This is a genomic window from Pseudoclavibacter sp. VKM Ac-2888 (genome assembly GCF_015351285.1).
GTDB lineage: Bacteria > Actinomycetota > Actinomycetes > Actinomycetales > Microbacteriaceae > Pseudoclavibacter.
Window position 1 is genome coordinate 394,939 of the sequence record NZ_JADKSM010000001.1, and the last position, 13,650, is coordinate 408,588.

The window sequence follows — 13,650 nt, forward strand, 5'->3', positions numbered from 1 at the left end:
CAGAATCCCCGCGTCTAGGCCTCGGCGGCGAAGCCCGACGTGTCGCCGATGAGGCGGATGTTGTCGGCAGGAACCGGCTCGACGACGGCCTTCGTCACCTCGGCCGCGAACTCCTGCACGTTGTAGAGCTTGCCGGCCTCTTCGCGACGGGCGGCGATCGCGCCCGGGTTGAGGCGGTCGAGCAGCGTCGCGGTGATCGTGCCCTCGATCATGTCGCCGGAGACGACGACGAACTCGATGCCGCGCTCGGCGAGCTCCGGAACTCGCTCGAGGAGCGCGTCCTCCCCCGCCCGCTTCGAGCTGGCGACTGCCTCGTACTCGGGCATCGTGGGCGTCGTGCGGATGAAGTGCGCCTGGTGGCTCGTCACGAAGACGACACGGCCCCCGTCACGCATGAGCTCGAGCGCGCCAGTGAGCGTCTCGACCTGCGCGTCGCGGTTGAGCTTCAGCGCGTAGTCCTCTCCGAGGCCCGACTCCATGCCGCCCGAGGCATTGAGGACAAGCACGTCGAGGCCCCCATACTCGCGCTCGATGGTCGAGAAGAGCTCCTGGCGGCTCCCGGTGTCGGTGAGGTCGGCACCGACGGCGATCGCGGTACCACCGTCGGCCGCGATCGCGTCGACGAGCTTGACGGCCCGCGCTTCCTTGTTGCGGTAGTTCACGACGACCTTGGCGCCAGCCTGCGCGAGGAACTTGACGGTGTCCGCGCCGATGCCGCGGGAGGAACCCGTGACAAGCGCACGCTTGCCCTCGAGTGCTCCGGCGGCCAGCGGGTTGAGAATCTGTTCAGCCATGTGCTCGATTCTATTGGGCGTGACGAGAGCCGGGCGCACTACCGTTGGACGCATGCAGCACCCGTACCTGGATGGCGCTCCCCCACGTGTCCTCGCCCACCGCGGGCTCGCGCTGCGGGCCACGGAGAACACCAGCGAGGCCTTTCGCGCCGCCCTCGACGTCGGCGCCACCCACATCGAGACGGATGCCCGTGCATCCAGGGATGGGCGCGCGGTGCTCTGGCACGACGCGACCCTCGAGGGCTTCGACGGGAGCGATCGGAGCCTCGCCGGCTCCCCCATCGCCGAGCTGACGCGGCTGACGTCGGCCGGGCGCACTCCTGGGGCGCTGCTGCTCCCCCTCGACGAGGCGCTCGACGCCTTCCCGCAGGCTCGATTCAACATCGACGTCAAATCAGCGGATGCCGTCGACGCCGTCGCTGCCGCCGTTCGACGGACGAACGCGCAGCGACGAGTGCTCGTCACGTCGTTCTCAGCTCGTCGTCTGCAGCTGACCGCGACTCTCATTCCAGAGGCAGCCCGCGGGGCCGCGAGCTCCGCCATCGCGGCCGCGCTCGTCGGCGTGTCGCTGCGGTCGCGTGGGATGCTGCATCGGGCGCTCCGGGGCGTCTCAGCGGTGCAGATTCCCGAGCGGGCCGCGCGGATCGAGCTGCTCTCCCCTACGAGGCTGCGAGCCTTCCACCGCCACGTGCCGGAAGTGCACGTCTGGACGATCAATGACCCGTCGAAGATGGCGGAGCTGCTCGAGCGAGGCGTCGACGGTCTCGTGACGGACCGCGCGGATCTTGCCGTCGAGGTCGTTCGAAGCCGCAGGAATGTGTGAGTTTCGAAGGAAAAGGGGGAACGCGCGGGAATACCGCGGCACAATAGGACGTTGGGACGATAGAAGTAGAACCGCACTGACGAGGAGAGGAGGTCAGCAATGGCTGATCGGAGTCTGCGCGGAATGCGGCTCGGCGCACAGAGCCTGCAGAGTGACGAGGGCGTTGTCCTTGTCGACCGCCAGGTGCGAACGTACGAGACGACGCTGGGTGAGCGCTTTGCCGTCACCTTCGCCGCTGAAGCGGAGGTGCCCGAGGTCTGGGCGTCGCCGAAGAGCGGCAACGAGGGTCGTCTGCTCGACGAGGGCGGCGAGCAGGTCGCCTACGAGGCGCCGGAGCAGAAGCACCAGCGCACTCACTGGGACATGCTGCTCGAGCGTCGTACGCGGGAGGAGCTCGAAGAGGTCCTCCAGGAGCGGCTCACGTTCCTGCGCTCACGGCGCGGAACCAAGGGCGCGAAAGACGTCTGACCCCCGCAGGTCGCTCAGCGAGCGACCGTGACTGTCGAAAGGGACGAGGCCTTCTGGCTTCGTCCCTTTCGTGTGTCCGGTCGCTGCGCCACCGCCGGGTCCGTCTCGGACTGGGCCGGCTCGGCTAGCGTCGAGGGATGCGCACGGTCGCGGTGTTCATCCGCCGCGTCTTGGAGCTTCCTGCGCCGATGAGCAGGCCCAGCCCGAGCGCAGCGAGCGTGACCTCGATGCCGCGCCCGAAGAGCACCGCAGGGGTGAGGCCGTCGGCAAGCGGGACATCCACGATCATGACACCGGGCTCGTACCAGGGCAGCTCGGCGAGCACTCTGCCCTCTGGCGAGTAGACGGCGCTCAGGCCGACGGTCGACGCCTGCACGATGGAGCGGCCCGTCTCCATCGAGCGCAGCCGTGCGAACGCAAGCTGCTGGGCGGGCTCGTCGGTCTTCCCGAAGTCGGCGTTGTTGCTCGGAGCGAACAGCACCGTGGCCCCCTCGAGGACCGCGTCGCGGATCAGCACGTCATCGACGATGTCGTAGCAGATGTAGGTGCCAGCCCTGATGTCGCCGACCTCGAGGATGCTGTCCCGCTCCCCCGGCGAGTAGCCGCGCCCGATCAGGCCGATCAGGTCAGGGGCAAGCGAGTACCAGAACTCACGATCCGGGACGTACTCGCCGAACGGAATCGGGTGCTTCTTGTCGTACTGATCGCCCCAGCCGCTCTCCGCGTCCCAGACGAACTGCGAATTGAAGAACCGGTCGTCGTCGGCGCTCGCGCCCTCCTCGACCGTCACGGCGTTCGCCACGATCGGGGCACCGTACTGCTCGCTCAGCTGGTCGAGCGTGCGGCGCACCCCGGTCGACGTCTTCGGGTCGAGATCGATCGAGCCCTCCGGCCACAGGATGGCGTCGACGTCGGCGTCATCCGGGATGGTGAGGGTCGCGTCGACATGGCCGAGGAAGACGTCTCCTGGGTCTCCGTCGACGAAGTAGGCGGCCTCCGGGGTGTCGCCCTGGACCGCGGCGATCCGGGCGGAACCGATCTCGTTCGTCGGGTAGATGGGAACGACCGCGACCACGAGCACGGCCGCAGCCGCCGTAACCCAGGTCTGGGGTCTGACTCGGGCGCGGCCCAGCTCGAGGGTCAGCGCCACGAGGAAGACCATGACGAAGCCCATGCCCGAGAGTCCCAGCCAGGACACGAGCTCCGCGAACGGACTCGCTGATTGCGACTGCGCGACTCTCCCCCAGGCGAAGCCGCCGTACGGCCACGCCGAGTAGATCGCTTCGCGCAGCGTCCACAGTCCCGCGATCGCCGCCGCGACGAAGATCACGCGTCTCGCGCCGCTCTCCCAGCGTGCCGTGAGGCGACGGTAGGCGAGCGCGACGAGCACCGCTCCCCCGGCCCAGAACAGTGACGAGAGGACGCTCAGCGCACTCCACGGTACGGGGCCGAGGAACAGCGAGGCCCAGGCGATGAGCGGGAAGTAGTAGGCGAGTCCGGAGGCGAGGCCCACGAGGAACGCCCCTCCGGCGGAACGGTGCATGAGGGAGCAGAGCACCAGCCCGATGCCGACGAAGGCGAGCGGCCACAGCGCGGTTCCTGGGAAGGCGGCCCTCAGCAGCAGGCCGCCGGCAACGGCAGCGAGCAGGGAGAGCCAGAAGGACCTCACCCCACCCCCGAATACGCCACGATGCCCCGACGCACGCTGCTGGATGCCTGCCGCGCGGTCGTCGCGAACTTGCCCTCCGCGACCTTCTCGATCTGGTCGAGCACGTCGAGCACCTGCTTGCACCAGCGCACGAAGTCGCCGGCGGCGAGGTTCGACTCCTCGAGGACACGCTCGAGCTCCGCGCCGTGCGCCCAGTGGAAGATGGCGGGGGCGAGGTTCGTCGCCAGGCGTGACGAGCGCGGTACACGGTACTTCTCGGCCAGCTCGTCGAGCGACTGCCAGTGCTTCTCGGTGGTCTGCATGGCACCGCGGAAGGCCCCGCGAGGCAGCTGGTACTCCTCGAGGGTCTCCTCTTCGCGGCGCGGCTCGTACACGAGGACGGCAGCCATGGCGGCGAGCTGCTGCGGGTTCAGCTCGTTCCACACCTGTCTGCGCAGGCACTCGGCGATGAGCAGGTCACGCTCGCCGTAGATGCGCGCGAGCGTGCGCCCGTGGTCGGTCACGGTGAGGTCCTTATCACCGCTGTCTGCGGGGGCGAGGTAGCCGAGATCGAGCAGGAGCTCGGTGATCCGGTCGAAGACCTGGGCGACGGCCCCGGTTCTCGACTCGATCTGCCGGGTCAGCTTGTCGTTGTCGTGCTTCAGCTTCCAGTAGCGCTCACCCCAGCGAGCGTGCTGCTCCCGGTCCGGGCAGACATGGCACGGGTGACGCTTCAGGGCGGTCTGGAGCTGTGTCAGCTTCGCCTGCCTGCGCTCGCGCGCGGCGTGCTGGTGCGCCTCGTCGTGGGGGATGCGCTTGCGCTCGAGGTCGTTGAGCTCGCGACGGATGCGCGAGTACTCGAAGAAGTCGCCGAGGTGGCAGTTCATGCCCTCCTCGTAGCCCGCGAGGGCCTCCTCCTGCTGACGCACTCGCTTCGCGAGGTCGACGACCGCTCTGTCCGCCTGGAACTGCGCGAACGACGACTCGAGCACGGAGCGCGTGCGCGCGCGGCCGAACCGGTCGATGAGGTTGACCGCCATGTTGAAGGTCGGTTTGAAGCTCGAGTTCATCGGGTAGGAGCGACGCGAGGCGAGCGAGGCGATCGCCTGGGGATGCATCCCGCCGACCCATTGCACGACGGCGTGGCCCTCGACGTCGATGCCACGACGGCCCGCCCGGCCGGTCAGCTGCGTGTACTCGCCTGGGGTGATGGGCACTCGCGATTCGCCGTTGAACTTCTCCAGCTTCTCCAGCACGACGGTGCGAGCCGGCATGTTGATGCCGAGCGCCAGTGTCTCGGTCGCGAAGACGAGCTTCACGAGCTTGCGCTGGAAGAGCTCCTCGACGACTTCCTTGAACGCGGGCAGCAGCCCCGCATGGTGGGCTGCGATGCCGCGCTCGAGGCCTTCTGTCCACTCGTAGTAGCCGAGGACCGCGAGATCCTGATCGAGGAGGTTGCGGCAACGGTCCTCGACGATCCAGCGGATCTCGTCGCGTTCCTCGCGAGTCGTGAGCGAGACGCCGGCGCGAAGCACCTGGGAGACGGCCTGGTCGCAGCCCTTGCGGCTGAAGATGAAGTTGATGGCGGGCAGCATGTCGGCATCGTCGAGCATGCGCGTCAGGCCAGCTCGGTCGGCCCGGGCCGTCTGGAATCGCTGCTCCTTCCAGCTGCTCCCCCGGCCCCTGCGCCCGACGCGGTCGCGGTCGCGGCCGTCTTCGCGCCGCCCGCCGCCACCCTGCGTGGCCCGGACGAGGTCGGGATTCACGCGGTCGGCGATGTCTCCGTCACGGGTCTCGAAGAGGTCGTAGAGGCGCTGGCCAACGAGCACGTGCTGGAACAGCGGCGTTGGGCGCTCCTCGGAGACGATGACGTCGGTGTCGCCGCGTACGGTCTGCAGCCAGTCGCCGAACTCCTCGGCGTTCGAGACCGTCGCCGACAGCGAGATGAGTCGCACCTCGCTGGGAAGGTGGATGATCACCTCTTCCCAGACGGCGCCCCTGAACCGGTCTGCGAGGTAGTGGACCTCGTCCATGATGACGTACGCGAGGTCGTCAAGCAGATCGCTGCCCGCATAGAGCATGTTCCGCAGCACTTCGGTGGTCATGACGACGATCCGCGCGCGCGGGTTGATGTTGACGTCTCCCGTGAGGAGGCCGACTTCGCTCTCGCCGTAGCGGCGCACGAACTCGCTGAACTTCTGGTTGCTCAGCGCCTTGATCGGCGCCGTGTAGAAGATCTTGGCATTCGGCTGGCGCATGGCCAGGAAGACGCCGAACTCGGCGACGACGGTCTTGCCAGCGCCCGTCGGCGCCGCGACGAGCACGCTCTTGCCGGCCTCGACGCTCGCGCACGACGCGATCTGGAACTCGTCGAGGTCGAAGCTGAGTTCGCGACGGAACAGCTCGAACTGCTGCAGCTGAGCGCGGGACCTGCTGGCCGCGAAGCGCTCGGACGGGCTCGGGGTCATGCAGCCGACGCTTCGGCTGCCGCCAGCTCGGCCTCGAACTTCTTGTGCTTCTTCGCGCGCCGTCGGTCGTTGATCATGGCGATGCCGACAGCGAGGAAGTACAGGCCGAGCATCGGGGCCATCAGGAAGAACATGGAGAGGACGTCAGCCGATGGCGTCGCCATCGCCGCGAAGAGCGCAACGAGCAGCACGGCAGTTCGCCATCCCTTGAGAATCGCGGAACCCGTGATGACGCCCGCGAAGTTCAGCATGACGAGGATGACCGGGAGTACGAAGGCGATGCCCACCGCGATGCAGAGCGTCATGATGAGCTTGTAGTAGTCGCCCGCGTTGATGAGGCTCGAGCTGTCCGAGGGCGCGAAGCTCACCATGACCTCGACGATGCGGGGCATCAGCAGCCACGCGACCCAGACGCCCGCGAGGAACAGCGGGATCGCCGTCCCGACGAAGCCGATGGCGTACCAGCGCTCGTTCTTCTTGAGCCCGGGGACGACGAACATCCAGATCTGGTAGAGCCAGACAGGCGAGGACAGGATCACACCGAGAGCGAGGGAGATCTGCAGCCGTAGGTCGAAGGCGCCCGTGATGCTCTGGAAGTTCAGGTCCGCCGTTCGACCCTGCGACACGGCGATGTCGTGGATCGGCGCGGACATCAGGTTGAAGACCCAGTCCGTGAGCAGGAATCCACCCACCATGCCGAGCACGATGCCGATCGCGGAGATGATGAGCCGGTTGCGGAACTCGATGAGGTGCTCGGCGAGGCGCATGCGCCCGTCAGGATCGCGCTTGCGGTCCTTCTTCGCTCTCTTCGGCGTCGTCTTCGGCACTCCTGCCGGAGACGGCCCCTCGCTTGGCTGGAGGGTCACGTCAGTTGGAAGGACCAGCGGTGCCCCTGGCATCGGAGCTCGGGGCCGCGGGGGCCTCAGGAGCCGGCGCTGCCGGAGCGGAGTTCTGGACGGGAGGCGTGACGGGTGCCTGCGGGGCTGCGGGTGCCTGCGGCGCAGCGGCGGCAGGTTGCGAGTACACGTCCGTGGACGGCGTGGCGTCGACCTCGTCGTCCTTCTTCATGTTCTTGACCTCGCCGCGGAAGATGCGCATCGACTGTCCGATGCTCTTCGCGAGGCCCGGGAGCTTCGGGGCGCCGAAGAGCAACAGGACGATCACCAGGATGATGATGAGGTGTGGGCCAGTCAGATTCGGCATGGTGTCAGTTGCCTTTCACAAGGTGTTCATATTGAAACGGGTCTGCGGTCGTCAGCTCACGGCCACGCTCCAGGCGCTGCTCGTGACGCTGCTCTTTGGTTTCGTCGAGCGCTTCTTTCAGCGCACCTCGCTCGACTTGGACCTCGCGGAGACCGCGAACGATCGCATTGCTCCGTGGAGGCGTGAACGAGACGAGCGTTTGCGCACGCTTCTCGAACGCCTCGAGGAGAACCTCGAGGCCCGCCAGCTCGCCCTGCAGCAGGACGACCTTCTTGAAGAGCCAGTAGCCCAGTGCACCGAGCACGCCAAGCAGGATGAGCACGAGGCCCACCCAGATGAGAACCCAACTCCACCACGGCATAGTGACTCCAACGATACCTGGTCTGAGCTGAATCGCCAGTCACCCGCCGTTGGCTCGCCGTCGAGCTTCAGCGCTCGTGGTGCTCGCGGAGCGCGGTGGCGGCCCAATCGGCGACGGCGGCACGCGCGGACGCGGGCGCCAGGACGCGCATCTCCCCCGCATTCCCGGCGACAAGACGGGAAAGATGCCGCATCGAGGCCATCCGGACCTGCACGGTGGCGCGTCCACGGTCGTCGACAGTCGGCGCGGGCTGCCCCGGCGGTAGGTAATCGCGCAGGAGCGGCAGGACGGCGGCCCCAGCCTCGATCGTCACCAGGACGTGTTCCTCGCTCGGCGTGAAGATCGGGCGGGCTGTCGCGGCCGCAGGATGAGACTCGGCAGAAACATCCGTGACCACCGCCTCGCGCATCCGGTCGAGCCGGAACACGCGCTCGGCGTCGCGCTCCAGGCACCATCCGCGCAGGAACAGGTCCCCGCCCAGGGTCTCGAGCGTGAAGGGATCCACGTGGCGCACGCTCTCGTCGCCGTCTTCGCGCCGGTAGCGGAAGCGCAGGCGCCGCCTCGTGGCGAGAGCGGCTGAGACCGCGTCGCGGGCGGCCGGAGCCTCCGCTATCGAGCCGAAGGCGAAGTGGGGCGCCGCGCCGCTCGCGCCGAGCTTCCGGAGGAGATCGTCGATGCGGTGCTCATCGACGAGCCGAGGGAGGCTGCGCAGGAACCCGAGGCCGGCGATCACGGCTGCCGCTTCTCGATTCGACATGCGCGGTGCTTCCTCCAGGGCGACGAAGTGGGTCACCTCGATGAGGTCCTGCGCTTCGAAGGCATCCCAGTTGATGTCGAAGAGGTCGAGGTGGCTGTAGACCCCCGCATCGCCGGGAGTGCCGGACACGGCGATGAGTCGGACCGCATCCCGGACCTGCGTCGCGCTCACGCCGAAGTGGCTCGCTGCGGTCTCGACGGGCACCGCTGCTTCCTGTTGGCGCAGGTACGGCACGAGCGACACGAGGAGCGCGAGACGGTCGGCGGAGACGAAGGGGCTCACGGGGCGACCTCGCTGTGGTCGGAGACGACCTCGGTCAGGCGCGCCGCGACGAGCCTGGCGAGCTGTTCCGGCTCGAGCACACGGACCTCCGAGCCGAAGGACGCGAGGCGATTCGCGAGGAGGTCCACATCGGTGTAGCCGAGCTCGATCTCACGCCAGGGGGTGTCAGCTGTGGACGCGACGGAGCGGAGCCTGACCTCGGCGTCCGAGCCCTCACGGACCTCGAGTCTCGCGCGCTGCCTGCGTGCGAGTTCCGCCAGCGTGTCGAGCGCTCGTGCTGCGTGCTGCTCTGGGGTCACCCCCGGGTAGCGCGTCGTGTCGACGGCGCCGAGCGGCCTCGGCGTCGAGACGATGCGTGCCAGGAGGAACATGCGCTCGCTGGCTCGGTCGAGATCGTAGGAGACGAGCAGCCAGTTCGCGTCGGCGAACACCAGAGCAAGCGGTTCGACCCGGCGAACCCGCGCAGCTTCCTCGCCGGGCTTCGCGTACGAGAACGAGACGAGTCGACCCTCCTCGATGGCTGTCGAGAGGGGCTCGAAGGCCGCGTCACGCGCCCGGAGACGCGGTGCGACGCCGACGAGATCCTCGCTGGTGCTCTCCCCCAGCGCCTTCAGCTTCATGAGGCCGCGCCTCGACTCCTGCGAGACGGAGCCCTCGCGCCAGACCTGGGCGGCCAGTGCGAGCAGGGCCGTCTCCTCGGCATCGAATACCAGTCCTGCTGGCATGGAGAACCCGCCTCGAGGCACCCGGTAGCGAGCGAGCTGGTTGTTGCCGGGCGCCGACGGGTCGTCGATGACCTCGACGGGAACACCGAGGTCTCTCAGCTCGGTCTTGTCGCGCTCGAATCGCTTCTCGCGCGCGGTAGCCGCACTCCCGCCGCTGTCGCCCGAGTACCCGTGGACGGTCTCGAAGATGTCGCTCTTCGTGAGTCCTCGCTCGGTCGTCAGGAGCGCGAGGACCAGCGAGAACTGGCGCTCCGCAGCGGAGGGCGCCTTGGCTCGGGGTGTTCGCTCGCTTGCCACGCCTCGATGTTAGATCGTGCCGAGGATGTCGACGACGAAGACCAGCGTTGAGCCAGCGGGAATCGCCTCGCTCGCCTGGTCGCCATAGCCGAGGGCTGGCGGGATGACGGCGATGACCTGCGAGCCCACCGTCTGTCCGACCAGAGCCTGCGCGAAGCCGTCGACGACGCCGGTGGTGGAGAACTGGGCGGGGGTGCCGCGGTCCCAGGAGCTGTCGAACGTCTCCCCCGTCGCGAAGAGGACGCCGGTGTACTGGACGACGACGGAGCTGCCCTCTGCCACGACTGGGCCGGTGCCGAGCTTGCGTGTCTCGAGGACCAGCTCGTCCGGCGCAGTCGCACCTTCGACGATCGTGACCTGCGGGGCGCCCTCGGCCGCATCCGTGACCGTGACGAGCGACTGCGTGGACGCCTGCTCGGCTCCGGTTGCCCGCGTCTCGGGCACCTCGATCACGTCGGCGACGACGAGCGCGGGAGGCGTGTCCGTTGCTCCCGCGTTGGCGGTTCCCTCCAGGAGCAGGGCCGCGGGGATGAGGGCGACGACGCGCGAACCGGAGGTCACGCCGTCGAAGAGCCCCGTGAGGTAGCCCGGGATGCCCTCGGCGTCGAGGTCGAGGACCTGCCCGAGCGGTGCGTACGGGCTCTCCTCGGCCTTCGTGCCAGCGTCGTACACCGTCAGGTTCGCGGCGACCGTGGAATCGAGGGTGATCTCCTCGCCGTCACCCTCGATCTCGACGCGGCGCTCCATCTCCTCGCCGAGACCTGCGACATCGCCGATCACGACGGTCGGTGCTGCGCCGTACTCGCCGCTGACCTCGACGCCGTTGAGCGCGTCTCCGCTCGCTGCGGGGGTCGAGCTGCCGGCGCACGAGGCCAGGCCGAGCGAGAGGAGGAGGGCCGCGGCGATCGCGGGGAGACGTCGTTGCATTGATCCGCCTTGCGTGGAATCGAGAGGGAGGTGGGAAGTCAGCCTGGTCGCTACTCGGCGGCCAGGATGTCGATCACGAAGACCAGCGTGCGTCCCTGCGTGGCCGTGGCGTTCAACGGCCCTGGCTGGGACGCGAGACGCTCGGGGGGAAGCACGACGACGAGCTGCGAGCCCACGGGGGTGCCCACGATCTCCTGGCTCAGACCGAAGAGGCCGTCGGTGGGTGCCATGGTGAGCTGGAGCACGTTGTTGCCGGGGGTCCACGTGGATGCGACCTGCTCACCGGTCGTCCAGTCGAAGGCAGAGAGCTGCATCGTCACGGCCTGGCCTTCGGCGACCGGGGCACCGTAGCCGTCGATGCGCACGTGTCGCTTCGGGGCTGCGGGCGGGTCCTGGGCTGGCATGGTGACACCAGGGGTGCCGTTCGGTGCCGTGACGACGGCCGGGATGCCGTCTTCGGGGGCGGCGATGCGCCCACCGGCACTCGATGGGTACACGTCGAGCACATCGGCGATGGCGACGATCGTCATGGCCGGGTCGACCCCCGTCGATGCCGCCGCCTCGCCGAACAGGACGCTCGCGGGCATGACGGCGACGACGCGCTCGCCGGTCTGCGAGCACTCGATGGCCTCCGCGAGTCCGGGGAAGGTGTTCGCGATCGTCGCCACGCTCGTCGGCGCGGAGGCACCGGACTCATCCGCGACCGTCGGGCTGTAGGGCACGAGGACCTCGCCGCCGGCGCCGTCGAGCAGCTCGAAGTTCGCGCGCACGACTCCGGACGGCGTGACCGGGTCGCCGGTTCCGACGCCGTCACGCGTGGTCTCGAGAGCAGTCACCGAGAGGGGATGCGGCAGGGTCGCGCCGCTGAGCTCGCCGAACGCGCCGTCGGCAGTGATGCTCGTCGAAGCGGTGCCCTCGACGCCGGGCAGCTCGCACGCCGCGACGTCGAGCTCGCTCTCCGGCCAGGTGACGCAGCCCGTGAGGGCGATCGCGACGGCGGACGCGGTCATCGCGGCCCCCACGAGTCGGATTCCTGTGCGATTCATTCGCTCTCTCCCTCTGGTCCGGTGCTCTGCGCGTCGGTGTCGTCCTGCTGCGTTTCGGAGGGCTCCGGCTCGCTGCCCTGTCCTGAGGTGATGGCGGCGCCGCGCTGCGCGAGTCTGGCGCGCTTGCGGAGCACCTTGTCGCTCACCTGTCGGTCGCCCAGCGATCCCGGCGTCCAGATCTCCACGTCCTCGTCGCTGAAGTCAGATTTCGAGGCTCGGCGCTTGAGGTTCGGCACGACGGCGCCGTCCGCGAGGCGGCGGGCCGTGAGCAGGAAGCCGGTGTGGCCGATCATGCGGTGGTCGGGACGCACAGCGAGGCCCTCGACGTGCCACCCGCGGACCATCGTCTCGTCGGCGTTCGGATCGGTGAAGAGGCCGGTCGCGCGGATGGCCTCGGCGACGCGGGACAGCTGGGTGACCGTGGCCACGTAGCAGAGGAGCACTCCGCCGGGCTTGAGGGCGTCCGCGACGACCTCGAGGCACTCCCAGGGGGCGAGCATGTCGAGCACGGCCCGGTCGGCGGTCCCGTCGGCGTGCTGCTCGGGCAGCGCTTCGGCGAGGTCGCCGAGCACGAGGTTCCAGTTGTCCGGCTTCTCGCCCATGACGCTGATGACGTTGCCCTCCGCGACCTGGGCGAATTCCTCCCGGCGTTCGAAGGACGTGAGCGAGCCCGTCCCCCCGAGCATGCGCAGGATCCACAGCGAGAGCGCGCCTGAGCCGACGCCGGCTTCGATGACGCGTGCACCGGGGCGGATATCGGCCTTCGCGAGGATCGCCGCGGCATCCTTCGGGTAGATGATGGCGGCACCGCGCGGCATGGACATGACGATGTCCTCGAGCAGCGGACGCAGCGCGAGGTACTGGCCGCCGTCGGTCGCGGCGATGACCGAGCCCTCGTCGACGCCGATGATCGTGTCGTGGTCGATCATGCCCTTGTGCATGAAGTAGCGCTTGCCCGGCTCCAGGTAGAGGGTGCTGACGCGTCCCTTCGGGCCGGTCAGCTGCACGCGGTCTCCAGCGCGGAAGGGTCCGCCGATGTCGGTCTGGGTCATAGCTGTGCTTCGCTTTCTCGGTTGGCGGCGTCGTGTGCCGTCTGTGCGTCCTGTCCCGTCGCCGTTGCGCTTGCGACGCGCTCGACGAGTTCGCCGAGCTCATCGAGGGTGATGCCCTCGAGTGTGTGCGTCACGAGATGCGCGTGGTGCGCCTCGAGCGTCTGGCCGTGCGGGATGCCGATCGTCGCGCATCCGGCGGCCCGAGCGGCCTCGAGGCCGCGGCGTGAGTCCTCGACCGCGATGCAGCTCTCCGGGGCGACGCCCAGCTGCTCTGCCGCGCGGAGATACGGTTCGGGGTGCGGCTTGCCGTTGTCGACCTCGTCGCCTGCGATCACGATCGTGAACAGCGGGGCGTCGAGCGTCGAGACGACTGCGTCGGCGAGGATGCGCGTCGAGTTCGTCACGAGCGCGTTCGGGATGCCTGCAGCGTGCAGGTCCGTCAGCAGCTCCAGAGCGCCGGGCCGCCAGTCGAGCTCCCTGAGGATGCTCGCCATGACCGTCGAGTTCATGTGGTCCACGATCTCCTGCGGCTCGAGCCTGACGCCGAGGCGAGCGAAGAACTCGGACGCGTCGGCCATGCTCGAGCCCACCATCCCCAGCTCCTGCTCTTCGGTGAGCGGGGGCAGGCCGTGGTCGCTGAGGAGGTTCAGCTGAGCGGTCTGCCAGTACTGCTCGGTGTCGACGATGGTGCCGTCCATGTCCCACAGGACGGCGGCGGGAAGTTTCGAAGGAGCCACGGGGCGACAGTCTACGGGGCGGCAGGGCGGCTGCCGACGCCCCGCCGCGTATCCTTGGACGA

General features: G+C 68.6%; 14 protein-coding genes. 2 read left to right on the plus strand and 12 right to left on the minus strand.

Annotated features, from left to right (window positions below; all coding sequences use genetic code 11):
• Nucleotides 1-14: 14 nt before the first annotated feature.
• The gene (locus tag ITJ61_RS01850; RefSeq protein WP_228496557.1) at nucleotides 15-794 is read right to left on the minus strand and encodes an SDR family oxidoreductase; all 780 of its coding nucleotides are present in this window, start codon (nucleotides 792-794) and stop codon (nucleotides 15-17) included.
• A 52-nt stretch (nucleotides 795-846) separates the two neighbouring features.
• Between ITJ61_RS01850 and ITJ61_RS01855 the strand changes: the two genes are divergently transcribed.
• Together ITJ61_RS01855 and ITJ61_RS01860 are read left to right on the plus strand one after the other, a co-directional pair.
• On the plus strand, nucleotides 847-1,617 hold the full coding sequence (locus ITJ61_RS01855; protein ID WP_194685306.1) for a glycerophosphodiester phosphodiesterase family protein: 771 nt from the start codon (nucleotides 847-849) through the stop codon (nucleotides 1,615-1,617).
• 99 nt (nucleotides 1,618-1,716) lie between these two features.
• Complete coding sequence (locus ITJ61_RS01860) at nucleotides 1,717-2,085, plus strand: RNA polymerase-binding protein RbpA (RefSeq protein WP_068479689.1); 369 nt, start codon at nucleotides 1,717-1,719, stop codon at nucleotides 2,083-2,085.
• A gap of 124 nt (nucleotides 2,086-2,209) precedes the next feature.
• Here the strand turns inward: ITJ61_RS01860 and lnt are convergent, their stop codons facing one another.
• The 11 genes from lnt to ITJ61_RS01915 form a co-directional block, all read right to left on the minus strand.
• Complete coding sequence (gene lnt / locus ITJ61_RS01865) at nucleotides 2,210-3,754, minus strand: apolipoprotein N-acyltransferase (protein WP_194685307.1); 1,545 nt, start codon at nucleotides 3,752-3,754, stop codon at nucleotides 2,210-2,212.
• A complete protein-coding gene (locus tag ITJ61_RS01870; RefSeq protein ID WP_194685308.1) occupies nucleotides 3,751-6,201 on the minus strand; it encodes a DEAD/DEAH box helicase in 2,451 nt (816 codons plus the stop codon). Before ITJ61_RS01870 ends, lnt begins: the two co-directional genes overlap by 4 nt.
• On the minus strand, nucleotides 6,198-7,067 hold the full coding sequence (gene tatC / locus ITJ61_RS01875) for a twin-arginine translocase subunit TatC (protein WP_308471359.1): 870 nt from the start codon (nucleotides 7,065-7,067) through the stop codon (nucleotides 6,198-6,200). The genes ITJ61_RS01870 and tatC overlap by 4 nt, the downstream gene beginning before the upstream one ends.
• Before the next feature lies 1 nt (nucleotide 7,068).
• On the minus strand, nucleotides 7,069-7,404 hold the full coding sequence (tatA, locus tag ITJ61_RS01880) for a Sec-independent protein translocase subunit TatA (protein WP_104299047.1): 336 nt from the start codon (nucleotides 7,402-7,404) through the stop codon (nucleotides 7,069-7,071).
• Between the two features lie 4 nt (nucleotides 7,405-7,408).
• On the minus strand, nucleotides 7,409-7,726 hold the full coding sequence (locus ITJ61_RS01885; protein ID WP_146080545.1) for a hypothetical protein: 318 nt from the start codon (nucleotides 7,724-7,726) through the stop codon (nucleotides 7,409-7,411).
• 106 nt (nucleotides 7,727-7,832) lie between these two features.
• Nucleotides 7,833-8,804 (minus strand): helix-turn-helix transcriptional regulator, encoded by a 972-nt coding sequence (locus ITJ61_RS01890; protein WP_194685309.1) that lies wholly within the window; start codon nucleotides 8,802-8,804, stop codon nucleotides 7,833-7,835.
• On the minus strand, nucleotides 8,801-9,826 hold the full coding sequence (locus ITJ61_RS01895; RefSeq protein ID WP_194685310.1) for a helix-turn-helix transcriptional regulator: 1,026 nt from the start codon (nucleotides 9,824-9,826) through the stop codon (nucleotides 8,801-8,803). The genes ITJ61_RS01890 and ITJ61_RS01895 overlap by 4 nt, the downstream gene beginning before the upstream one ends.
• Nucleotides 9,827-9,835: 9 nt before the next feature.
• The gene (locus tag ITJ61_RS01900; RefSeq protein ID WP_194685311.1) at nucleotides 9,836-10,753 is read right to left on the minus strand and encodes an FKBP-type peptidyl-prolyl cis-trans isomerase; all 918 of its coding nucleotides are present in this window, start codon (nucleotides 10,751-10,753) and stop codon (nucleotides 9,836-9,838) included.
• Between the two features lie 50 nt (nucleotides 10,754-10,803).
• A complete protein-coding gene (locus tag ITJ61_RS01905; protein WP_146080544.1) occupies nucleotides 10,804-11,799 on the minus strand; it encodes a hypothetical protein in 996 nt (331 codons plus the stop codon).
• Nucleotides 11,796-12,851: a tRNA (adenine-N1)-methyltransferase gene (locus tag ITJ61_RS01910; protein WP_194685312.1), complete on the minus strand. Its 1,056-nt coding sequence runs from the start codon at nucleotides 12,849-12,851 to the stop codon at nucleotides 11,796-11,798. The genes ITJ61_RS01905 and ITJ61_RS01910 overlap by 4 nt, the downstream gene beginning before the upstream one ends.
• Nucleotides 12,848-13,588: an HAD family hydrolase gene (locus ITJ61_RS01915; RefSeq protein ID WP_146081017.1), complete on the minus strand. Its 741-nt coding sequence runs from the start codon at nucleotides 13,586-13,588 to the stop codon at nucleotides 12,848-12,850. Before ITJ61_RS01915 ends, ITJ61_RS01910 begins: the two co-directional genes overlap by 4 nt.
• Between the last annotated feature and the right edge of the window lie 62 nt (nucleotides 13,589-13,650).